General features: G+C 39.1%; 22 protein-coding genes. 15 read left to right on the forward strand and 7 right to left on the reverse strand.

What is annotated here, in order from left to right; genetic code table 11:
* The first annotated feature begins 167 nt into the window (after window positions 1-167).
* Window positions 168-1,967, forward strand: a complete 1,800-nt coding sequence (locus J7E77_RS09760; RefSeq protein ID WP_214713798.1) for a S9 family peptidase — start codon at window positions 168-170, stop codon at window positions 1,965-1,967.
* 236 nt (window positions 1,968-2,203) lie between these two features.
* Here the strand turns inward: J7E77_RS09760 and J7E77_RS09765 are convergent, their stop codons facing one another.
* From J7E77_RS09765 to J7E77_RS09780, 4 genes are read right to left on the reverse strand one after another with little or no spacing between them, the layout of a single operon-like run.
* Complete coding sequence (locus J7E77_RS09765) at window positions 2,204-3,301, reverse strand: Gfo/Idh/MocA family protein (RefSeq protein WP_214713800.1); 1,098 nt, start codon at window positions 3,299-3,301, stop codon at window positions 2,204-2,206.
* Between the two features lie 52 nt (window positions 3,302-3,353).
* Entirely contained in the window at window positions 3,354-4,088 is a 735-nt protein-coding gene (locus J7E77_RS09770) for a ThuA domain-containing protein (RefSeq protein WP_214713802.1), read from the reverse strand.
* A gap of 30 nt (window positions 4,089-4,118) precedes the next feature.
* Window positions 4,119-5,279, reverse strand: a complete 1,161-nt coding sequence (locus tag J7E77_RS09775; RefSeq protein WP_214713804.1) for a Gfo/Idh/MocA family protein — start codon at window positions 5,277-5,279, stop codon at window positions 4,119-4,121.
* A 58-nt stretch (window positions 5,280-5,337) separates the two neighbouring features.
* Complete coding sequence (locus tag J7E77_RS09780; protein ID WP_214713805.1) at window positions 5,338-6,378, reverse strand: LacI family DNA-binding transcriptional regulator; 1,041 nt, start codon at window positions 6,376-6,378, stop codon at window positions 5,338-5,340.
* A 208-nt stretch (window positions 6,379-6,586) separates the two neighbouring features.
* Between J7E77_RS09780 and ypfJ the strand changes: the two genes are divergently transcribed.
* Complete coding sequence (ypfJ, locus tag J7E77_RS09785; protein WP_214713807.1) at window positions 6,587-7,426, forward strand: KPN_02809 family neutral zinc metallopeptidase; 840 nt, start codon at window positions 6,587-6,589, stop codon at window positions 7,424-7,426.
* 75 nt (window positions 7,427-7,501) lie between these two features.
* Here the strand turns inward: ypfJ and J7E77_RS09790 are convergent, their stop codons facing one another.
* Entirely contained in the window at window positions 7,502-8,179 is a 678-nt protein-coding gene (locus J7E77_RS09790) for a cell wall hydrolase (protein ID WP_214713809.1), read from the reverse strand.
* 313 nt (window positions 8,180-8,492) lie between these two features.
* On the opposite strand from J7E77_RS09790, the gene J7E77_RS09795 reads away from it, so the two are divergent.
* From J7E77_RS09795 to J7E77_RS09815, 5 genes are all read left to right on the forward strand, one after another.
* Window positions 8,493-9,851, forward strand: coding sequence for an amino acid permease (locus tag J7E77_RS09795; RefSeq protein WP_214713965.1), 1,359 nt, complete (start codon window positions 8,493-8,495; stop codon window positions 9,849-9,851).
* Window positions 9,852-10,125: 274 nt separating this feature from the next.
* The gene (locus tag J7E77_RS09800) at window positions 10,126-10,854 is read left to right on the forward strand and encodes an amino acid ABC transporter ATP-binding protein (RefSeq protein ID WP_088088296.1); all 729 of its coding nucleotides are present in this window, start codon (window positions 10,126-10,128) and stop codon (window positions 10,852-10,854) included.
* A gap of 15 nt (window positions 10,855-10,869) precedes the next feature.
* Window positions 10,870-11,676, forward strand: coding sequence for a transporter substrate-binding domain-containing protein (locus J7E77_RS09805; protein ID WP_214713811.1), 807 nt, complete (start codon window positions 10,870-10,872; stop codon window positions 11,674-11,676).
* Window positions 11,677-11,766: 90 nt separating this feature from the next.
* A complete protein-coding gene (locus tag J7E77_RS09810) occupies window positions 11,767-12,405 on the forward strand; it encodes an amino acid ABC transporter permease (protein WP_214713813.1) in 639 nt (212 codons plus the stop codon).
* A gap of 12 nt (window positions 12,406-12,417) precedes the next feature.
* Window positions 12,418-13,080 carry an amino acid ABC transporter permease gene (locus tag J7E77_RS09815; RefSeq protein WP_214713815.1) on the forward strand — a complete coding sequence of 221 codons (663 nt, stop codon included), beginning with the start codon at window positions 12,418-12,420 and terminating at the stop codon, window positions 13,078-13,080.
* Between the two features lie 110 nt (window positions 13,081-13,190).
* On the opposite strand, the gene J7E77_RS09820 is transcribed toward J7E77_RS09815, so the two are convergent.
* Both J7E77_RS09820 and J7E77_RS09825 read right to left on the reverse strand, forming a co-directional pair.
* A complete protein-coding gene (locus tag J7E77_RS09820; protein WP_214713817.1) occupies window positions 13,191-13,376 on the reverse strand; it encodes a hypothetical protein in 186 nt (61 codons plus the stop codon).
* A gap of 213 nt (window positions 13,377-13,589) precedes the next feature.
* Window positions 13,590-14,105 carry a J domain-containing protein gene (locus J7E77_RS09825; RefSeq protein ID WP_214713818.1) on the reverse strand — a complete coding sequence of 172 codons (516 nt, stop codon included), beginning with the start codon at window positions 14,103-14,105 and terminating at the stop codon, window positions 13,590-13,592.
* Window positions 14,106-14,398: 293 nt separating this feature from the next.
* On the opposite strand from J7E77_RS09825, the gene J7E77_RS09830 reads away from it, so the two are divergent.
* From J7E77_RS09830 to J7E77_RS09865, 8 genes are all read left to right on the forward strand, one after another.
* Complete coding sequence (locus tag J7E77_RS09830; RefSeq protein ID WP_214713820.1) at window positions 14,399-14,581, forward strand: Fur-regulated basic protein FbpA; 183 nt, start codon at window positions 14,399-14,401, stop codon at window positions 14,579-14,581.
* Window positions 14,582-15,086: 505 nt separating this feature from the next.
* Window positions 15,087-15,452, forward strand: coding sequence for a Na-translocating system protein MpsC family protein (locus J7E77_RS09835; RefSeq protein WP_214713822.1), 366 nt, complete (start codon window positions 15,087-15,089; stop codon window positions 15,450-15,452).
* A 168-nt stretch (window positions 15,453-15,620) separates the two neighbouring features.
* The gene (locus J7E77_RS09840; protein ID WP_214713824.1) at window positions 15,621-17,978 is read left to right on the forward strand and encodes an FdhF/YdeP family oxidoreductase; all 2,358 of its coding nucleotides are present in this window, start codon (window positions 15,621-15,623) and stop codon (window positions 17,976-17,978) included.
* Window positions 17,979-18,011: 33 nt separating this feature from the next.
* Entirely contained in the window at window positions 18,012-18,833 is an 822-nt protein-coding gene (gene fdhD, locus J7E77_RS09845) for a formate dehydrogenase accessory sulfurtransferase FdhD (RefSeq protein WP_214713826.1), read from the forward strand.
* A gap of 223 nt (window positions 18,834-19,056) precedes the next feature.
* The gene (locus J7E77_RS09850; RefSeq protein WP_214713828.1) at window positions 19,057-19,908 is read left to right on the forward strand and encodes a MurR/RpiR family transcriptional regulator; all 852 of its coding nucleotides are present in this window, start codon (window positions 19,057-19,059) and stop codon (window positions 19,906-19,908) included.
* Between the two features lie 23 nt (window positions 19,909-19,931).
* Entirely contained in the window at window positions 19,932-21,083 is a 1,152-nt protein-coding gene (locus J7E77_RS09855; RefSeq protein ID WP_214713830.1) for an amidohydrolase, read from the forward strand.
* Between the two features lie 12 nt (window positions 21,084-21,095).
* Entirely contained in the window at window positions 21,096-21,884 is a 789-nt protein-coding gene (locus J7E77_RS09860; protein ID WP_214713832.1) for a transporter substrate-binding domain-containing protein, read from the forward strand.
* Between the two features lie 12 nt (window positions 21,885-21,896).
* Window positions 21,897-22,553, forward strand: a complete 657-nt coding sequence (locus J7E77_RS09865; protein WP_214713834.1) for an amino acid ABC transporter permease — start codon at window positions 21,897-21,899, stop codon at window positions 22,551-22,553.
* The last annotated feature ends 15 nt before the right edge of the window (window positions 22,554-22,568 follow it).

Below are 22,568 nucleotides of genomic sequence, written 5' to 3' on the forward strand. Positions count from 1 at the left end.
CTTTCCCAATTGCTTCGAGTGGATTTGAACATTTCTATCAAGAAGGATAAAGCTCTGTCTTATCTTTATGATTCTGATAAAAGATGTTCATGAATCCTTCTTAATGACACTTTTTCGTATTCTCCTGATTGATTCAAAAAATGCCTTAATTGGATGGGGGGATGTTTATGGCTGCCATTGGTATAGAACCGTATTTGCATGTTCGTTTTGCCAAAAATCCAGTATACGATCCAATTGGCCACAAGTTAAGCTTTATCGCAGATTATACTGGTTTGCCACAGGTTTGGGAACTTAATCTAGGGGAAGGGTGTGAAGGATGGCCAGTCCAAACTTCCTTTACAAAAGAAAGAATCACCTTTATTAACTATCTAAATGGCAAATCTAATTTGATTATTGGTATGGATGTTGGCGGAAATGAAAATCAGCAATTGTACTTACTTAAGCAAGAAGGAAAACTAATTGAGTTGACAAACTCACCAGACCATATACACCGTTATGGCGGAAGCTCGCCAGATGGAAAATGGATTGCTTGGTCGAGTAATCGCCGTAATCCAGCCTTTTTTGATATCTATATTCAAAATCTGGAATCATTGGATATTCGTCTTTTGAATTCTGGTGATGGAATATTTTCAGCGGTTAAATGGTCTCCTGACGGTAAATCCATTTTGGTCCAGAAAATAAATTCCCCTCTAGATAATGATTTGGGCATAATCGACCTTTCAACAGGGGCTATGAACTGGTTAACAGAACATACAGGGGAAGCAAGTTTTAAAGATGCCCATTTTAATAAGGATGCGGACCATATATATTTATTATCGAATAAAGACAAAGAATTCTATGGGCTTGCTCTTATAAATTTAAAAACCAAACATCTCGAGTGGCTAGAGCTGGGAAAGTGGGATTTTGAGGATTTGGCAATGAATAGCGATAAAAATTTGTTAGCTTATTCGATAAATGAGGGGGGAATTTCCAAGGGGGTACTTTTAGACATAAATCGAAGTTACATTTATACGTGGAAAACTCCAATCGGAGTCATATCAAATCTGAAATTTTCCCCTGATAGCCAAAAACTAGCGTATGTGTTTAAGGGACCGACATATCCCTCTGATATATGGGAACTTGACCTATACACCATTCAGGCAGAGAGGCTTACTTATGTTTCACGTTCACCAGTCCTGGAACATAAATTAGTTGAGCCGGAGCTTATATCCTTTCGCTCTTTTGATAACCTGGAAATTCCTGCCTTTTATGCGAAGCCGAGAGATTCCACTGAAAAACATCCTGTTGTTATATACATTCATGGCGGGCCTGAGAGTCAAGCACGTGTGGTATACAACCCAATTCAGCAGTATTTACTAAACCAAGGTTATGCCGTGTGTACACCAAACATTCGAGGAAGTACAGGTTACGGAAAAACATTTACACATTTGGATGATGTCCGAAAAAGAATGGACGCTTTAAAGGATCTCATTTATTTAGTGGAATGGCTAAAGGCGAATGGGAACGTAGATCCTAAAAAAATCGGGATCATGGGCGGGAGCTATGGAGGGTTTATGGTTCTTGCTGCCATCAGTCACTATCCACAGCTTTGGTCTGCTGCTATTGATATTGTGGGAATGTCCAGCCTTAGAACATTCCTTCAAACAACAAGTCCATGGCGTAAGAAGCACAGGGAGAGTGAATACGGAACAATAAAAAGAGACGGAGAATTTTTTGATAGAATTGATCCATTGAATTATTCAGATCGAATAACCACCCCATTATTAGTAATTCACGGGAAGGGTGATCCGCGTGTCCACATAAGTGAATCTGAGCAAATGGTCAACAAACTAAAAGAACGGCAACACGCAGTTGACTTTATTCGCTTTGAAGATGAAGGCCATTCCATTGACAAACAAAAAAATAAAATTACTGCTTATAAGGCAATGGTAAATTTTCTCGATCGATATATCGGTAATCGATCCTAACTCGGGTGAGGGATATGGAGATAAGCCCAAGAGTAGCGGCACGGCAGTTGTTGATTTTGAAGTTGCCATCGCAGAACTTATTGAATGGATGAGAATTAACCAGTTAAACACGCAACAATGGAACTAATTTACTTAAGGAAATTGAGAGGATTTAATTACCTTATCACAGAAAATAGGAAAGAGTCTCCCCAAACAAAGGGAGACTCTAATTTATCTATGAAAGAATGTAATCTATATTACTTAGAAAACTGTAGTTCTTCAGACACAGATTCAGGTTTGTCACAGGTACTTTCCATGATATAGTGTTTTCCATTTTCTGATGACTCATGGAGTCCGTGCATTGCTTCTAGAACATGGTATGCTAATTCACCATTGGCTCGATAGTTACCTCCTTCGAGGATCGCCTTGGCCATATCTGCGACACCCAGTCCTCTGCAGTTTTGATCGTACCCAGAAGTCAGCGGGACCTCCACAAATGCATTTTCGTCACGTTTTCTTACCCGAACAGGACCGCCAAATGTATTTGGATCTGGAACGAGTATCGTACCTTGACTTCCATAGATTTCAATAGGTGGCAGCGATGTTCCGCCAAAGGCGTCAAAGCTGGTTGTAATGGTCCCGATGACACCTGAATTAAAATCAATCACACCGGAAAGATGGGTAGGGGTAGAGACTTGAATCTCTGTTCCTGCTTTAGGTTTACTAATCACGGTTCGTTTTGGATAACTAATACGAGCGGATCCAGTAATTCGGTTAATAGGTCCTAACAGTGCTATTAATGCTGTTAAATAATAAGGACCCATATCAAACATTGGTCCGCCGCCGGTCTCATAATAAAAGGCAGGGTCTGGGTGCCAATGCTCATGTCCACGGCAAATCATGAAGGCCGAAGCACCAACAGGGACACCAATTTCTTCTTGTTCAATTAATTGGATTGCTGTTTGAATACCAGCACCTAAGAAGGTGTCAGGTGCACTCCCAACTAAAAGATGATGCTTCTTGGCTGTCTCTAGAATTTGTTTACCTTCCTCACGTGTAACAGCAAGCGGTTTTTCCGTATAAACATGTTTTCCTGCTTCGAGTGCTTGAATACAAACAAGGGCATGAGCTTTTGGAATCGTTAAATTAATGACTAGTTCAATTTCAGGGTCTGAAAGCAGTTCCACGACAGAACAAGCTTTTGGAATCCCGAATTTCTCAGCCTGAGCCTGTGCACGCTGTAAATCTAAATCCGCACAGGCAACAAGCTCAAGGTGTGAGAATTTCTGACAATTTTCCATATAAATAGAACTAATATTTCCGCATCCAATGATACCGATTTTAAGCCTTCTCATTATTGGTTCCTCCGGATTAATATTCTTGGTCATTGTAAAAATCTAATTATTATTAACTGTCTCCCATACCAGTATAAACACGGCCATTTCCATAAAGAGCGGCTAAGTCCACACCTTCGGCCCGTTTCTTTCCTTCCGCAGCCCATAAAAATCCGCGGCGCATAATAAGCGTTACTTCTGGCATTGTAATGACATTAGCTTGGTGTCCTAATGAACTATAAAAAACATTTCCAAGACCCCAGCGTTTTGTCCAAACAACAGGCATATCAACAGCTTTATTGGCAGCATGAGGACCGTGAACAACTGGGAAGCGAGTGGTCGCTAACACTTCAACGGCTGGATCAAAATGAAGGTAATACTGCTCACTGACAACTTTAAAATCGGAAATGCCCTCTAATAACGGACTTGTAGAATGCTTGATGTTTACCATATATTCCACACCATCATTTCCAGGATGTGCTACCCAGTTTCCGCCTGTCATGAATTGCCAATCCACATTGTTGCGGAAGGAGTCACAAATTCCACCGTGGCATCCTGCTAAACCAACCCCAGCCATAACCGCTTCGGAAATATTTAAGGCATATTTATTTTCAATCTTACCCATTGTCCAGTGGGGAATAATTAGATCTAAGGATTTCAGCTTTTCCGTGTCTGCATAAGCGTCAAGTGTATTGGAAATCTCAACTTGAAAGTTTTCTTCCTCAAGTATCCCTCTAAAGATTTCTGCTATCTGATCTGGTTGATGGCCATCCCATCCGCCCCAGACGATTAATGCCTTTTTTTTCATAATTAGAGCACTCCTTTAATTTTTATTTTTTTATACTTCAGATATACGAATCCATTGACGTTTTTCTATCGATAAATCAACCGCCTCCAAAACTTCTTGGCACTTTACGCCATCACGGAAGTTTGGAACGGGCTGGCGATCTTCACGGAATGACTCCATAAGTTCAACTACTTCGTGAATAAACGTATGTTCATATCCAATCGTATGTCCTGGCGGCCACCATGCTTCCGCAAAAGCGTGGGAAGGGTCAGTCGCTAAGACGCGGCGGAAGCCTTGGACATCATCTCTATCATCAGCAAAATAAACCTGAAGTTCATTCATGCGTTCAAAGTCAAAGATGACGCTTCCTTTACTGCCGTTGATTTCAAAAGAATTCTTACAACGATGCCCTGTAGCAAATCGTGTAGCCTCAAAGCTTCCTAAAGCTCCGTTAGCAAAACGGGCTAAAAATAGGGTAGCATCATCAACCGTTACTTCGCCTTTTTCATCACTATCGCTGCCTTTAGCAGATAAACCAGTCATTTGAGAAGGAATTGGTCTTTCTTTAATAAAGGTTTCATTCATTCCAATAACCTCAGTAATATCACCGATTAGATAATGAGCCAAATCGACAAGATGGGCTCCCAGATCTCCATGAGACCCTGAACCAGCAATCTCTTTTTGCAGTCTCCAGGCTAGCGGGAAGTTCGGATCTACGAGCCAATCCTGTAAAAACCAGGCGCGGAAATGATAGATTTCTCCTAGCTTACCTTCGTCGAGAAGCTTTTTAGCCAGCATCACAGCAGGGGCAAAGCGATAGTTAAAGCCGACCATATGTTTAACCCCAGCAGATTCAACGACTTCAAGCATTTCTCTAGAATCCTCAAGTGTAAGCGCTAACGGTTTTTCGCAAAAAACATGCTTGCCTGCTTTTGCTGCTGCAATTGTTATTTCTTTATGTACATCACTCGGTGCATTGATATCGATAAGGTCAATATCTTCTCTTTGTAAAAGAGTTTTCCAGTCGGTTGTATGTTCCTCCCAACCGAATTGCTTAGCTGCAGCCTCGACAGCGTTATGGTCACGACCACAAATCACCTTCATTTCAGGATGAATGATCTTAGGGAAAAACAGCGGAAGATCTCGATAGGCATGACTGTGGGCTTTGCCCATAAATTTGTAGCCAATCATTCCAATTTTTACGGTTTCCATAACGAATCACCTTTTCTTATTTAAGAATTAAAAAGAATAAAATATTAATAGATTTTTATTAAGATTGTTTGGTGTAAGTTGTCTTAAGTTGTGAAGATGCCCGTTCTATAAAGGTAACTGGCAATCGTTCATTAATTTCTGACATGGTACCTTGAGTGATCAATTGGAGAACTTTTTCAGCTGCCAATTGCCCCATATCAAAAAGCGGTACATGAACGGTGCTAAGTGGCGGGGAAGTCATCCTTGAAATTTCAGAGTTATCATACCCAATGAGAGCATAATCACGACCTGCCTGGTAGCCTTGTTCACCTAAACCCTGCATAAGACCAATAGCCATTCGATCATTCCCGGCAAAAATAGCATGGATCTCTGGCAGTAAAGAAGCTATACCGGCAGCCGCTTGAAAACCACTTTTACGGCTATAATTCCCTTGGAAAAGTAACTGAGGATTGTAGGGAATACTCACATTCAAAAGGGCAGTTTTATAACCGTGTAACCTTTCGATACTATTTGAAAATTCATTTGGTCCATTTAAAAAGATAATTTGTTCATTCCCATTCATTAGCAGAGAGGATACGGCTTGTAAACTACCATCAAAATGTTCTGCGTCAATGGAATGAAAGGGATAGCCCGAAAAAGTTTGATTCACAAGACAATAGGGGAGTTGCAAATGGTGTAAATTTTCAAGTGCTTCCACTTCACCAGGAACATCCTTGGAACCTAGGATGATGCATCCATCTACCTTCTGAGTATGAAAAAGCTTCACATAATCTTTCGGCTCATCAGGGGATTGAAATAAAAGTAGCAAACCATATCCAAACTCACCAAGCTTTGCACCAATTCCACTTAAAAGTTCCGAAAAATAATGGGTAGTCATCAAGTTTACTCTTTGAAAATAAGGAACAATGACCCCAATGTTGTTACTTTTCCCACGTGCAAAGCTTTGGGCAATGGCATTAGGGTGGTAGTTCAGATGTTGGGCGGCTTGCAAAACCTTTTGTTTTGTTTCTTCACGTAAGGGACCGATATTATTAAATACTCGTGAAACGGTGGCTTCAGAAACGCCGGCTAATTTTGCAACATCTTTCCGGTTTGCCAAGATATCACCTCTAAACTTATAATGTACACGCGTTCATTCTCTCTTATTATCTGATAATTGTCAATATTAAAATTTGTTATTATTTATTGTTAAATTTGATAATTTCCAGAAGATATACAATATTAATTATCTGTATTGTGGGTATAACATTATGGTAATAGTGAATTGGTTAATTATTCTTTATCCATATTTTGGAGGAGGCATAACAATGAAATGGAAGGGAAGACGGCAAAGCGCAAACGTTGAAGACCGAAGAGGAATGGGGATGGGTGGCAAAACAGTGATTGGAGGCGGTATAGGCAGTATTATTATTGTTCTCCTCTTTACACTGCTCGGAGGGAACCCAGGAGATTTACTTGGCAATAACACATCGACTAATGATTTGGATTCACAAACTCCTCCTTATCAAGAATCTGCTCAAGAGAAGGAATTAGCCGACTTTGTTTCTGTTGTCCTTGCTGATACAGAGGACGTATGGTCAGACGAATTCAAGAAGAAAGGGCTGCAATACGAAAATCCTAGGCTCGTATTGTACCGGGACAGTGTTCAGTCTGCCTGTGGGTCGGCTAGTTCGGCTGTAGGACCTTTTTATTGTCCGGGTGACCACAAGCTTTACATTGACTTAAGTTTTTATGAGGAATTGAAACAAAGATTCCAAGCACCTGGTGACTTTGCGATGGCGTATGTCATTGCCCATGAGGTAGGACACCACGTCCAGACCCTTTTACATAGCGGAGACCAAGCATCACAAGCCCCAAAAAGTACCAATGACTACTCGGTCAGATTTGAATTGCAGGCTGACTACTTGGCGGGTGTTTGGGCCCACTACGCGCAAGGGAAGGGGTACCTAGAAAAAGGCGACCTGGAAGAGGCACAGAATGCAGCAAATGCTGTAGGTGATGATAATATCCAGAAAAAAGCACAAGGCTATGTGGTTCCTGAAAGCTTTACTCACGGAACTTCCGAGCAGAGAAAAAGATGGTTTAATAAAGGATTCAAAAACGGCACCATAGAGGGAGGAAATACCTTTAAAGCAGCAAACCTTTAAATGGTTTCCGTCGTAAAGATGAATAAGAACGTTTTTTTCAAGCAAAAAGAGCCGTCATCAACGGCTCTTGATTCATTATTTTGCAAATACATGATCACCAATCGTCTTTACTACTTCACGAGTACGAATCCAATCATCCGTTGCAATTTCTGGGTTATAAAAATAAATACAATCATTTAAGCGATCATTTCTCGTTAGTGCTTCTTCGACTGCTCGTTTCGACTCATCTGATGCTGGTTTTTTAATTTCACCATTTTGAACCGGAGAAAAGGCATAGCTATTGCCTACTACTTGTTTAATTACAGCGGTCACTGTATTTGGGAAATGAGGAGATTCAACTCGATTTAATACAACAGTCGCAACAGCAACTTTTCCTTCATAAGATTCACCTTTTGCTTCGGCATCTACTAATCTGGCAAATAAGTCTTTCTCTTCATTTGTTATTGACACTGCTGGTTCCTCTTGTTTTTTTTCTGGCGTTTCCATTTCAGGTTTTGATGATTTTATTGCTTCTACTTTCGGTTGATCAGGATTTTGCAACATTTCTTTTATATCAACCCAATCGTTCGGTTGATTACTAACTTGTTCTATATGATCAGTGTCTAATCCATATTGTTGTCCTAGTTCCCAAGGGCTATCTCCATTTACTACTGGAGATTGGGTAATAGCCTCGGCCGTATTATTTTGTAAACCTATAAATGCAAATGTAGCTACACAAGCTACAACTAATTTTTTCATGTAATTGTTTTTCATGTGGCTACCTCCTGTAAATTCGTATGGTACTACTTTATCATGTGCTAGTACACGATATACAGAACGCTACTGTTACATTTCTTTTTAATTTGATGAACAACATTACAGGTAAAATAGATTTATGACAATTTTCCTATATAAATGACATATTCAACCCAATAATACGAAATAGAGGAATATTTTACTTGGAATTTCTTTTAATGTAATGGAAGTATTCGTTGAAGAGTGAATTTATTGAATTTTCTTTCATGTGGAAAGGAATATCGATCTTAGTTATTGTAAAAGAATAATTAAGAAGGGTGGAATATTAGTGTTGGGCAAAAATCACGAAAGTGAGCAACTACAACGAGGTCTAGACAACAGGCACATCCAGCTAATTGCACTTGGGGGTGCGATTGGAGTAGGTCTGTTCTATGGTTCAAGTGCAACGATTCAAATGGCTGGTCCGTCAATTTTGCTCTCATACTTAGTCGGAGGCTTAGTTATTTTTACCATTATGAGAGCATTAGGGGAAATGGCTGTAGATGAGCCGGTTTCCGGCTCATTTAGTTCATACGCAAATCGTTATTTAGGGCCGTTTGCGGGTTACTTAACCGGTTGGACCTATTGGTTTATGTGGGTTGTCGTTGGGATGGCGGAAATTACAGTTGTTGGCGTCTATGTAAACTACTGGTTTCCAGAAATTCCACAATGGCTGACAGCACTTGCTACACTTGTTGTAATCACAATGGTGAACCTTACAAGTGTTAAAGCATTTGGAGAGTTTGAATTCTGGTTCGCGATGATTAAAGTGGTTGCGATTATTGGAATGATTGTTGTTGGATTAGGAATGATCCTCTTAGGTATCGGCAACGAAGGCCAGCCCATCGGTTTTAACAATCTTTGGACTCATGGAGGATTTATGCCAAATGGGATAAACGGTATTTTCATGTCATTGGTTCTAGTGATGTTTTCATTTGGCGGGGTAGAACTCGTCGGTATTACCGCAGGGGAGGCTAAAAATCCTCGAAAGTCAATTCCATCTGCAATCAACAATGTGGTCTGGAGGATTTTAATTTTTTATATTGCTGCACTAGGCATCATGATGAGTTTATATCCTTGGAATGAAGTAGGGACGAATGGCAGCCCGTTTGTGTTAATTTTTGATAAAATCGGAATTCCTGGGGCCGCCCATATTATTAACTTTGTCGTGTTAACAGCAGCATTGTCTGCTTTTAATAGTGGTTTATTCAGTACTGGAAGAATGCTATACAATTTATCTCTACAAAATAATGGTCCGAAATATTTTGGAAAGCTCAACAAGCATTCTACACCACGACGTGGAATCCTATTTTCGTCATCATTTTTATTAGTGGCAGTATTTTTAAATTATATTGTTCCTGAAAAAGTATTTATCTATATTTCCTCTGTCGCAACGGTTGCGGTTATTACTAGCTGGACCATAATTCTGATTACACAAATAAAGTTCAGACAATCAAAAACGACAGAAGAAGTAAAAAAACTAGCATTTAAAATGCCGCTATATCCAGTTTCAAGCTACTTAGCCCTTGCTTTTTTAGCACTTGTCGTGGTCTTAATGGCCTTTATTGAGGGAATGCGAGGAGCATTAGTTGTAGCACCTATATGGTTTATGGTCCTTTATATAGGATATAAATTGAAAAAGAAGGAATAATCAGAGAGCTCGATTGACTAAGAAAAAGTAAGATAAATGTAAGCCGACAATCCTACATTAAAAGGTGTCAGGCACCATCCAATTTTATGGATGGTGCCTGACACCTTTTTGCTTTAAGCATCTAAAACCCAAGAAAGTGTTAAATAACGGAAAATTCTAGGTAAATTGTCATGAATTGACAATTCGACAAAATATAAATATAATTTAAGTTATTCTGAAAATTACTAATAATGGAATTTTCACATGTAATAGGTTTTAAATCAGGAGGTCAAGAATGATTGTATTTAATCAGGTACATAAATTTTATGGGGATTTTCATGTCTTAAAAGATATTAATCTTACAATCAATCAAGGTGAAGTGGTTGTAGTAATCGGTCCGTCTGGATCAGGGAAAAGTACCTTGTTGCGCTGTATCAATCATCTGGAAACCATCTCTGACGGGACACTCACCGTAAATGGGATATCAGTAGGGGATAAAAAAACAGATATCAATAAGCTAAGGCGTAATATTGGTATGGTTTTTCAGCACTTCTATTTATATCCGCACAAAACAGTGCTTGAAAATATTACTCTTGCTCCGATGAAAGTATTGGGCCAATCCGAAAAAGAAGCTAAGGAAACAGCACGCCATTATCTTACCAAGGTAGGCATATTAGATAAGGCTGAATCTTATCCTTCACAGCTTTCCGGAGGTCAGCAGCAGCGTGTAGCCATCGCCCGTGGCCTTGCAATGAACCCGGAGATCATGCTTTTCGATGAACCAACCTCAGCACTTGATCCTGAAATGATCGGCGAGGTACTGGATGTAATGAAAGCCTTGGCCAAAGAAGGTATGACAATGGTGGTCGTAACCCACGAAATGGGCTTTGCCAAGGAGGTTGCTGACCGAATCGTTTTTATGGATGAGGGGCGAATATTAGAAGAAGCAGTTCCGGCTGAATTTTATGAGAATCCGCGTGAAGAACGGGCTCGCTTATTTCTCAGCCGTATTTTAAATCATTAATAGGGAGGAAATGGAATGTTCAAAACTAAAAATTTCGTAAAAATGGCGGTAGTGTCAACTATGGCCGCTATACTACTTGCGGGTTGCGGCGGGGACAAGGCTTCAAAAGAAAGCAGCAAAGATGTACTTGCTCAGATTAAAGAAGAGAAAAAAATTGTATTTGGTGTAAAACATGATACTCGTTTGTTTGGATTGAAAAATCCTTCGACAGGTGAGGTGGAAGGGTTTGACATTGATCTTTCTAAAGCACTTGCCGAAGAAATGTTTGGCAAAGAGGTTAAGCCTGAGTATGTCGAGGTTACTTCGAAAACGAGGGTAGGACTCTTAAATAATGGTAAGGTTGATGCGGTTGTCGCCACTATGACCATCAATGAAGAACGTAAAAAAGAAGTCGATTTTACGGATGTATATTTTGATGCCGGGCAATCATTGCTAGTGAAAAAAGGAAGCAAGGTTAAAGGCATTGAAGACTTGAAAAAAGGAACAAAGGTGCTTGCTGTTAAAGGCTCGACCTCATCCGTAAATATTCGTGAGAAAGCTCCTGAAACAACCGTACTTGAATTTGAAAACTATGCTGAAGCATTTACAGCCTTAAAGTCAGGTAAGGGTGATGCCCTGACCACAGATGATGCAATCCTTTATGGTATGGCAGAAGAAGATCCGTCATTTGAATTGGTCGGAGGAACGTTCACAGAAGAGCCTTATGGAATAGCCGTTAAAAAAGGAAATAAAGAGCTTGTCGATGAGTTGAATAAAGCTTTAAAAAGCCTGAAGGATTCAGGTAAGTACGATGAAATTAAGGATAAATGGATTAAACATTAATTATTTATATCGGGTTTCTCGTCAGGTTGGGCAGCAGTCCGCAGGCAAGTTTGCGGACCTGCTCATTCTGATGAATTAGGAGGAGATCGTTTGCTGGATTTCTCGATACTAACAAATAATATCGATTCATTTTTGGAAGGATTAAAAATAACGATTATTGCCAGTTTAATAGCATTAATATGCAGTTTTATTTTGGGAACACTTATTGCAGTCATGCGAATCGCCCCATTTAAACCTCTTAACTTTCTTGGTTCGGCATATGTTGAATTTATCCGTAATATACCGGTACTGGTTATCGTGTTTTTCACTTATTTAGCTGGAAATTTTGGCGGGATGACTGCTGGAACCATCGGATTGACCATCTATACAGCCGCTTTCATTGCTGAAGCAATCCGTGCCGGAATTATGTCTGTTCCAAAAGGGCAAATGGAAGCTGCCCGCTCGACAGGATTGAGTTACGGCCAGGCAATGAGAATGGTTATACTCCCTCAGGCTATTAAGATCGTAATCCCTCCTCTTGGCAACCAATTTATCAATTTAGTTAAAAATTCATCATTGTTAGCCGTAGTCGCAGGTGGGGATTTAATGTATCAGGGGGATTTAATTTCGGCAAAGACATACATAACTTTTGATACCTATATTTTTGTGGCCTTATTTTATTTAATTTTAACAATACCTTTAAGTCTTGGCGTAGGATTTTTAGAAAAACGCATGGCTAGAAGTAATTAAGGAGCTGTGTAGATGGATTTTCTAGCACCGTTCATTGAAGTGTATACACTTGACAATATTAAATTTTTACTGGAAGGGTTTGGGGTCACTCTTAAGGTCGCTGCCATTTCAATAGTGCTTAGCTTCATTATTGGCGGTCTCACAGGAACGCTCAGATATGCGAGGATTCCCGTTGTTTCTAAATTACTTGCCGTGATTGTTGAGACGATTCGAAACCTTCCATTGCTGCTGATCATTTTCTTCACGTATTTTGCATTGCCCGAAATCGGGATTGAAATGGAAATAACATCAGCGGCTATTGCAGCATTAACGGTTTTTGAATCGGCGATGATATCGGAAATTATCCGAAGCGGTTTAAACTCTATCGAAAAAGGACAGGTGGAAGCAGGACGTGCGTCTGGCCTGACCTACATCCAGACATTACGCTATATCATCATGCCCCAAGCGCTGAGAAGAATGGTTCCTCCGATTGTGAGTCAATTTATTTCTCTGCTTAAAGATACATCATTAGCTGTCGTCATCGCCTTACCGGATTTATTGCACAACGGACAAATTGTTTATGCACAAAAGGGCTCGTATGTGATACCTGTTTTTGTAATGGTGGCTTTGATGTACTTTATCGTTAATTATGCCTTGTCATTGGTTGCACGAAGGTTAGAAATTAAGCAGACGTAAGAAATCCGGCTCATCAATTGGGCCGGATTTTTTTATTTGGTTATAGCAACTGAGCGAAAAGAAAGGAAGGTGAATTTCACCTTCCAAAAACTTTATAGTAATTTCACTTTTTAGGCTCGCTGAATCGTAGTGGTTGAGAAGTTTTTAACCATTTTTTGCAAGTTTCTATGGCCTTCTCTTAATTTTATTGTTTCTTCGATAATTTTTTGGAATCCTTCCAAATCTCTATCAGATGCATTTAATAACGACTTCGGTAGACCTTCGACGATTTGTTGTAGGGATAAATCCGTACTCAAGGAAAATGACCACCTTTCAACGTATTCGTTAGATATCTGTTACGTCTTCTTTACTATTTTTGTAACGAGATGATTTTTTCCTGCTAACACGTTATAAAACTTATCTACATTAATCTCCATATTTAATAAGGAATAGTTAAATTACTCCTTAATCGGACAAATTAAGACGGTAAATCATCGGATACTCCTACCGTTTGTAGAAAAATATTAAAGTTAAATGGTCTTTTTGTAATGTTCATAAAACACTTTAAAAAGTCTTTCGTCTCCAGCGCGATCGGGATGAAGGGCTTTCAGTAGTTTTTTAAACTCTTTCTTTAGCATTGCTTGGTCAGAACCCGCATCCAAACCAAATAGTGTGTAAAAGTTAAGTGGGGGATGATCGGAAAGCGCATATTCTGCTTTTAACATTTTTTTCAAACCACTAACTTTTGCTTGTTCGATCCGAATATTAGTTTTTACCTCTTCGATTTCCTCTTTTAATCTCTGGTTCTCTTGAAACGTTTTTTCCCAATCCAGATAATCAATACCAAATTGTTTCATTTTGTACTCAATCTTCTTTTCTAATATGAAGGCTACTAGATCTTTTGGTTTGATCAAGAAGTCAATATTAAGATGTTTCGTCCTTTTCGCTTTTATTTTCCCTTCGAGAATCCACCGTATGACGACTTGTTCATTATCTGTTATCCCTTCATCCCTTAGCTGTTCAGTAACCTCTTTTACATTTAACATGTAATCACTCATTCTTGTTTACTAATTTTTTTCACATTTCTATGTACTTTTTGTTTTTAAAATTAAATTTAATGTATCACAGATAAAGCTTTTTCAGGTTTACGATAATATTACATTTGATTAAGAATTATTTTCAAAATTATCTTTTAGATTAAATTTTTAGAAAGACATTTTCTTTTGTTAAGGAAGGTTAACAATTCCTTTAAAAGTCATTAAATACACGTTCAATCGACAAATTCTTAAAAAATCTCAACTATAATTACCTTTATGGAAAGGAGTTGGAACTCTTCTTAATGAAAAATAACCAACCAAAAGCTGTCCAACAAAAAAGGCAATTTCTAATAAATGAACTAATTAGATCGGGAATATTTAAAAAAAATAATAAACATCTGTATGAATGGACTATGGGTGAATTAGAAACTGAGTACCAATATATTGATACGAATGGTTTGGAGTCAAGTTTTAAAAACCAGTAGGGAAAAAAGCAATCTTCAACTGAAATAATCTTCTATTGTATTGATTTCGGCACCATGTTATTATAAAGATGTTAAATGTGAACAATTTGTGAAAAATGTACGATTTATTATTAAATATGAGTCTTTTTTAATACGAAACAGCGAACCTGTTTATCGGTTAAGAGGTTATTAAACTCATATTACAAGAAAAAATATTATAACTGTTGGTGCGTAACAGCGAACCTGTTTTAGGCGAACCGTTGTAATGATTCAATTGGGATTCCAACTTTTTATGGAACCTATAAAGAATCAATTACAATGGTTTTTATATTTGTTTGCATATGATGTTAACAAAACCAATTTCATTAGGGAGAGTCCCTAGACTTATGACCTTCTTTTTCCTGCCAGAGGTATGCAATTATATGGTTATTTATTGGTAGGATAATTGTTGGTTTTATAGTATAATAATAGAAAAACATCATTAATACAGTGAAAACATTGAGTAAAAACAAGTGAGTTGAGTCATGTGAATAAATATGAAGCAGAATTTAGTAACATTGTTCGCGCGTATAGAAAACGTTATATGGGTAAAGGCCCTAGTCAAGTTCGAACAACTTTTTGCAAGAACTGGGCAATTTGTGAATTAGAAGGTAATTTATCTCCTATAGAAAAATTTATTGCTACAGCGGAAGATGGGAAACAAATGTTACGATCTGCTCGTACTGAAATGGTAAAGGATATTTATAAAAAAAACTATCCTCAGGAAATGGAAGAACTTCTGAATGCAAAATTCATTCGTGTCTTTGTGGATATTGATATTGAAAACGACATGGGGATGTCGATCTTCGTTTTTGATCAAGATATTGAGGAAAAGTTTAACTTAAAGATTTAAATTTAAACCCGATTAAAACTCTTTCAACTACATAATGTTGGCACTTGACAGCGTACCTGTTAAAGACTAACCACCTAGAAATATTTGTCCATTTTAATGGATGAATAAAATCCTAGGTGGTTTTTTATTGGGTAATTTGCAATTGGCACGATAGAGGAGGAAATGAAAATGGGAGAAACCCAACATCCAGGACCACAAAAAAAGGCAAAGTTACCAGCTCCTAAATACTGGGTAAGTCCAATTCCTTTTGGACTAGGAAAGATTAAGCCACAACATATTCGCGATACGATGAAAATCGCTTGGGATAATAAAGATAACATCGGCTATGCCACACGTATTATTACAAAAGGGGTTTGTGACGGTTGCGCACTCGGTGTATCAGGGTTATATGACCAAACATTGGATGGACCACACGTTTGCACCACACGTTTGAATGTGCTCCGGCTAAATACAATGCCTGCGATTAAGACCGAAATTCTTCATGCCGATATTGATGAACTAAGGAAATATGATAGTACTGAACTTCGTAAGTTAGGTCGGATTCCATATCCAATGATTCGTCGCAAAGGGGAGCGCAAATTTTCACGGATAACATGGGATCACGCAATGGATCTAATTGCAGATAAAATGAAAAAATTGGATCCGAAACAATATGCATTTTATTTAACCGCTCGAGGGATTACAAACGAAAGCTATTATGTTGCAGCGAAAGTCGCACGTTTTCTCGGGACCAATCACATTGATAACGCATCCCGTATTTGCCACGCTCCAAGTAAAACAGCTTTAAAACGTTCCATTGGTGTGGGAGCATCTACATCCAATTATCTAGATTGGATTGGAACAGATGTCTTACTGTTTTGGGGAAGTGTCGCTTCGAACTCATCACCTGTATCTTCAAAATATATGCTTGAAGCAAAGAAAAAAGGAACTAAAATCATCGTTGTTAACCCATACCGCGAACCAGCGATGGATAAGTATTGGATTCCTTCAAACCCTGAGTCCGCATTATTCGGAACAAAAATTGCTGATGATTTCTATCAAGTCAACATCGGTGGAGATATTGCATTTATGCATGGAATCATGAAGCATTGGTTTGATATGGAAGAAAAAGCATATGGTTCAGCGATTAACCATGAGTTCGTAGAGGAACATGTTAACGGTTACGAAGAATTAAAGAAAAAACTACAAGATCAATCGTGGGAAGATATCATCGAATCTTCAGGTGTTCCTAAAGAACGAATCATTGAATTAGCTGAACTTTTAGCAAACAGCAAAAATGCGGTCTATGCTTGGGCGCTTGGCCTGACGATGCACTCCTTTGCAACAGACAATATCTCTCAAGTAGCAAACCTGGCACTACTTCGAGGACACTTAGGACGAAAGCACGCTGGTCTTATGCCATTCCGTGGACACTCAAGTGTTCAAGGCAGCGGAGAAATGGGTGCCGACCCGTTTGTTTTACCTGGTGGAGGTTGGGATGTGAACAATGTAGAGCGAATCGAAAAGCTTTGGGGATTTGACCTTCCACAGTGGCAGGGGGATATCGTTGGTGTCACACTAGAAAACATTGTTCTTCCTAAAGATCATGAGCGGAAAGTGAAATTATATTACCTATCAGGTGGTAATTTCTTAGAAACGATGCCTGACCCTGATTTTATTGAACAAGCCTTATCTGAACTGGAAATTCGCGTGCATCAAGATATTATTTTAAACACATCGACTTTAGTCGATGCTAAAGAAGCAGTCATCGTGTTACCGGCGAAAACTCGTTATGAGCAAGAAGGAGGCGGTACGAGTACATCAACAGAACGGATGGTTTACTTCTCTCCTGAAATTAATGGGAACAAAAACATAATTGAAGAAGCACGTGGAGAATGGAAGATTTATCTGGACCTTGCTAAGCGTGTGAAACCAGAAACGGCTCATTTGGTTGATTTTGCTGACGGTCAAGCTATTCGTGAGGAAATTGCCAAAGCAAATCCTGATTACGACGGTATCCAGCATTTGAAAAAGCAAGGAGACGTTTTCCAGTGGGGCGGCGCTTGGTTATGTGAAGATGGAATTTGTCCAACTCCAGATGGCAGAGGTACCTTAATTCCGGTTGATATTCCGGATTTAAATAAAAAGCCAGAACAATTTATTATTACATCTCGCCGTGGTAAGCAGTTTAACTCGATGGTATATAAAGAAGTTGATCCGTTAAACGGTGCAGGTCGTTATGACGTGTTAATGAGTCCTATTGATGGACATAAATTAAGCATAGCTGAAGGCGAAGGAATTGTTGTTTATAACGGATTTGGCGTCTTCCAAGGTACTGCTAAGTTTGTTGACATTGCGCAAGGAAATTTAGAAGTTCATTTCCCAGAGGGTAACTACTTGCTCCCGCGCGGTCGTTATGAGAAATTTGCCGGCATTCCGGATTACAACATCTCAGTAAATGTTGAAAAAGCTGAACGATATAATGCCCGTAAAGATACCCAATATGTAGAAAAGCCGATTGCTGATCTTGAAACCGAAGTTGGTTAAGGGCAAGAATATCCATGGAAAGGGGCTGCGAATTTGTTAAAGGAAATCACTATTTCTCAAAACATTGTCAAGTATAATGGACATAACTTTATGGAGGAAGAGGATGACATTGCAGTCGAATCTGCCCTAACGATTATATTAGATGGAACTGAGTTTGCCACCATGGTATGTACCCCTTCTGAACTGAAAGAATTGGTTGTTGGATTCTTAGCTTCTGAAGGTGTGATTCGAGTCTACAAAGATATTCACTCGATTCATATCGATGAAGAAAAGGGTTTTGCTTATGTCGATCTTGTTAATAAACATTCGATACAAAAAGATTTCCACTCTAAGAGATTTATTGGTTCTTGTTGTGGAAAAGGTCGACAATTTTACTTTCATAATGATGTAAAGACAGCTAAAACGGTTATGACAGAATTGACGGTTACACCGGAACAATGCCGTGAGTTAATGATCCAGATGCAGGAAAGCTCTTCACATTTTCAACAAACGGGCGGGGTTCATAATGCTGCACTATGTACGAAGGATGGAATTGTGGTAGCAAGAACGGATATCGGTAGACATAATGCCCTTGATAAACTATTTGGCTATTGCATTATTAACCGAATACCACTTAAGGATAAAATCATAGCTTTCAGTGGCCGTATTTCATCCGAGGTGTTACTAAAAGCAGCCAAGATTGGAGTTGGGATTATTCTATCTAAATCTGCACCTACCAATCTTGCCCTTGATTTAGCAGAGGAACTTGGAATTACGGCGGTTGGTTTTATCCGTGGAAACGGATTTAATGTATACACCCATCAGGAGCGCATTCAAGGAATAGAATATAATCGTCCATCATCATCGGTTTTATAAAAACTATTATGAAAGAGGAAGAAATGCTAGGTGTCAGGCACCACCCAATTACGGGATGGTGCCTGACATTTTTTTGTTATCTAGGAAACTCTTAAAAAACAGTAAACTTTTTATAAAAAAAGATTTCTAAATATTCAACAAATAGGGTATAATAAAAAACAATAAAGAAGTTACTGCAACATTTATTAATTATGAAGCATTTACTGCACGAATTGGAGGACATATGAAAAGCTTTGAAACGATTATTAAGGAAAAATATGAAACGTTGTCTCCTGGACAAAAAAAAGTAGCCAAACATCTGATCGAAAAACTAGATGAATCAGCTTTTGACACGGCCACTATGATTGGACGAAAGGTAGATGTTAGTGAAACCACCGTCATCCGACTCTCCTATGCGTTGGGATTCAATGGATTTAGCGAAATGCTCCATTACATTCAACAGCAGATTGTAAACAAAAGTTTGCATCCATTCAGTACAAAATCCAAAATCGAAAATAAAGAGGAGGAGCACACTTCTCTTTTTACGGAAATCTTGGAAAAGGAAATTCTTTCCCAGCGACAAACCAATCACCAGCTCAATGAAACCGAACTTTGGAAGGTCGTTGATGTTTTAATCAAAGCAGATCGGATCTTCATTTTGGGAATGGGTGCATCCTATGCACCGGCTCACTGGTTTTCCTTTCAGCTTCATACACTGCGGGATCAAGTCACACTTTGTCCGTCAACAGGAGAAATCTATGAGCGGTTAACCGATTTAAGTGATCGCTCTGTTCTATTTATTATCTCGTTTCCTCGTTATTCGAAGGAAACCCTGCATATTGCAGAATGTGCCAAAAAACAAGGGGTTCCAATCATTTGCGTTACCGATCGTTTATTGTCTCCGATTGGTCGAATCGCCGATTATACGCTGACAACAGAAGAAGATTCCGAATCGGCCGCCCATTCCATCACACCTGCAATCATTTTGTTGGATTTTATCATTGCTGGGATGAAGGTGGAAAATTCGGATCAAATCCAAGTTCGACAGCAGAAATTAGAAGAACTTTACTCGAACTATGGTGTGTTTGTTGAATGACAAATTAGGAAAGGAGTTCCATTATGAGCCAGCTTTTCAATTTTATGAACGAGCAGGAACAAGCGATTCTAAAGACTTATGCTGATCTGAACCAATTGGCGGAGCCAAGCTGGCAGGAACAGAAAACTTCACAATGTATTCAGGAAGAATTAGCGAAAGCAGGGATCTCATTTAAAACATACGAAGGGCATTTTGGTATTGTTGCCGATATTCCAGGAGAAGGCAACGAGATCGTTGCCTTACGCGCCGATATGGATGCCCTATTACAAGAAGTGAAAGGGAAGATTCAACCCAATCATTCCTGCGGGCACGACGCCCACAGCACCATGGTATTACATACTGCCTTAGCCATAGCTGCTAATAAATCTTTTCACTCTAAGCCTATCCGGTTTATTTTTCAACCAGCAGAGGAGAAGGGGGAGGGGGCGCTGCGAATGATGCAAGAGGGTGCTTTGGAAGGTGTTCAATACTTATTTGGTGTTCATCTTCGTCCATGGATGGAAGTTCCAATGGGGAAAGTGGCTCCTGCCATTGTTCATAGTTCCTGTGCAACCCTTTACGGAGTAATTAAGGGCAAGCAAGCACATGCATCGCGGCCTCAGGACGGCATCAATCCGATCGAAGCCGCTTCCTTCTTAATTCAGGCCTTGCAAAACATGCGTTTAAATAGCCCGGACTCCTTTTCTATTAAAATGACAGGTTTACATGCTGGAGGAGATTCCTCCAATGTCATTCCGGAAACCGCTAATTTTATTTTGGACTTACGTGCAAGGACAAATGATGCAATGGATGAACTGCAGTCCAGAGCAGTGGATTTGCTAGAGAAGGTCGGTACTTTGACTGGGACAAGTATAAACGGAACCGTGAAAGAATTTGTTCCTGCTGCAAGATTAAATATGGAAGCTATAAAACTAGCAAAGGCTGCCGCTGCCTCTGTCTTGGGAGAAGAAAATGTAGTAGACAATTGTATTTCACAAGGAGGAGAAGATTTTCACTTCTATACCCTGCAAAATCCGGAAGTAAAGGCAACCATGATTGGATTAGGCTGTGACTTGCATCCTGGTCTCCACCACCCGGACATGCAATTTAATGAAAAGGCACTGCTATATGGAACGAAAATATTAACAAGTCTACTTTATAATGCCGCTTCAAAAAATAATGAAAATAAACATTAATGGGGGATCATTATGAAAAAGTATATGGTTGGTTTGTGTATAGCAAGTCTAGTCCTGATCATGGCAGCCTGCGGTGGAAGCAAAGAAACTAGCGGTTCAGAAAAAAGTGATACGCTTAAATCAATTAAAGATAAGGGAGAAATTGAGATTGCCATGGAAGGGGCGTATCCTCCCTATAACTTCATTAATAAAAGTAATAAATTAGAAGGATTTGACGTGGACATTGCCCAAGAAGTGGCGAAAAGACTTGGTGTAAAAGCGGTTCTATTGTCTAACCCATGGGATAGTATGATTCCTGCATTAACAGGCAAAAAGTTTGATATTATTATTTCCGATATGGCGATTACAGACGAAAGAAAGAAGAAAGTATCTTTTAGTGACCCTTATTTTACAACAGGCAATCAGTTATTTGTTCCAAAAGATTCTTCTATCAAAGCACCAAAAGACATGAAGGGGAAAAAAATTGGTGTAACGATCTCAACCACTGCTGCAGAAGAGGTAACAAAGCTTGGGGCCGATGTGAAACTGTATAAGAATGATTTTCTTGCTTTTGAGGACTTAGTAAATGGCCGTCTAGAAGGTGTATCAACTGACCAAGGTGTCGGTGCAAAAATTATTCTCGATCAAAATTATAGTTTAGTAGCAATTGATGGTCTATTGAACACAGAGCTAGCAGGAATGACCATTCGAAAAGAAGATAATGATCTCCGTAAAGAGATCAATAAGATTATTGCCGAAATGCAAAAAGACGGGAAATATGAAGAAATTAGTAAAAAATGGTTTGGAAAAGACATCCGATAAGGAGCTAAAGACATGTTAGATTTTTCTCTTGTTACTCAGTACATTCCATTTCTACTCGAGGCATCTCTAATGACACTTGAAATCTCCATTGTTTCCTTAGTACTAGGGTTAATTATGGGAATCATTATCGTGATCATGAAGATTTCAAAGTTTAAGATTTTGTCTTTGTTCGCAGACTTTTATATTTGGGTCCTTAGAGGTACCCCCCTTTTGGTTCAACTATTTCTTGTCTACTTTGGTCTTCCGCAAATAGGGATTGAGTTGAATCCCTTTACCGCCTCTGTTCTTGCTTTAGGAATAAATGCTGGAGCCTATATTGCCGAAATTTTAAGAGGGGGGATCTTGTCAATCCCTAAAGGACAGATGGAAGCAGCACAATCACTAGGTCTGAGTTATCCAACGATCATGCGGAGAATTATTCTCCCGCAGGCGTTAAGAGTAAGCATACCTGCGATTGGCAATGAGTCTATTACACTACTAAAAGATTCATCGCTCGCTTCTCTTGTTACCGTTTCAGAATTAATGATGACTTCACAAAGATTTGCATCAACGAACTATGCGTTTATCGAGTTCTATATTACTGCAGCCGTTCTTTATTTAGTAATGACAACGATATTCTCGTTTTTCTTAAGAAAGGTAGAATTTAAGTTGTCGGTTAGCGAACGTTAGTAAGGGAGGACCTAC

The sequence above is a fragment of the Bacillus sp. ISL-77 genome, from assembly GCF_018613105.1.

Excerpts from the sequence above, each read along its gene's own strand:
- J7E77_RS09840 (WP_214713824.1), top strand. The coding sequence starts at position 15,621 with ATGGGAGAAACCCAACATCCAGGACCACAAAAAAAGGCAAAGTTACCA.
- J7E77_RS09865 (WP_214713834.1), top strand. The coding sequence starts at position 21,897 with ATGTTAGATTTTTCTCTTGTTACTCAGTACATTCCATTTCTACTCGAG.
- J7E77_RS09770 (WP_214713802.1), bottom strand. The coding sequence starts at position 4,088 with ATGAAAAAAAAGGCATTAATCGTCTGGGGCGGATGGGATGGCCATCAA.
- J7E77_RS09850 (WP_214713828.1), top strand. The coding sequence starts at position 19,057 with ATGAAAAGCTTTGAAACGATTATTAAGGAAAAATATGAAACGTTGTCT.
- J7E77_RS09775 (WP_214713804.1), bottom strand. The coding sequence starts at position 5,279 with ATGGAAACCGTAAAAATTGGAATGATTGGCTACAAATTTATGGGCAAA.
- J7E77_RS09860 (WP_214713832.1), top strand. The coding sequence starts at position 21,096 with ATGAAAAAGTATATGGTTGGTTTGTGTATAGCAAGTCTAGTCCTGATC.
- J7E77_RS09805 (WP_214713811.1), top strand. The coding sequence starts at position 10,870 with ATGTTCAAAACTAAAAATTTCGTAAAAATGGCGGTAGTGTCAACTATG.
- J7E77_RS09800 (WP_088088296.1), top strand. The coding sequence starts at position 10,126 with ATGATTGTATTTAATCAGGTACATAAATTTTATGGGGATTTTCATGTC.
- J7E77_RS09830 (WP_214713820.1), top strand. The coding sequence starts at position 14,399 with ATGAAAAATAACCAACCAAAAGCTGTCCAACAAAAAAGGCAATTTCTA.
- ypfJ (WP_214713807.1), top strand. The coding sequence starts at position 6,587 with ATGAAATGGAAGGGAAGACGGCAAAGCGCAAACGTTGAAGACCGAAGA.
- J7E77_RS09765 (WP_214713800.1), bottom strand. The coding sequence starts at position 3,301 with ATGAGAAGGCTTAAAATCGGTATCATTGGATGCGGAAATATTAGTTCT.
- J7E77_RS09815 (WP_214713815.1), top strand. The coding sequence starts at position 12,418 with ATGGATTTTCTAGCACCGTTCATTGAAGTGTATACACTTGACAATATT.
- J7E77_RS09825 (WP_214713818.1), bottom strand. The coding sequence starts at position 14,105 with ATGTTAAATGTAAAAGAGGTTACTGAACAGCTAAGGGATGAAGGGATA.
- J7E77_RS09760 (WP_214713798.1), top strand. The coding sequence starts at position 168 with ATGGCTGCCATTGGTATAGAACCGTATTTGCATGTTCGTTTTGCCAAA.
- J7E77_RS09790 (WP_214713809.1), bottom strand. The coding sequence starts at position 8,179 with ATGAAAAACAATTACATGAAAAAATTAGTTGTAGCTTGTGTAGCTACA.
- J7E77_RS09855 (WP_214713830.1), top strand. The coding sequence starts at position 19,932 with ATGAGCCAGCTTTTCAATTTTATGAACGAGCAGGAACAAGCGATTCTA.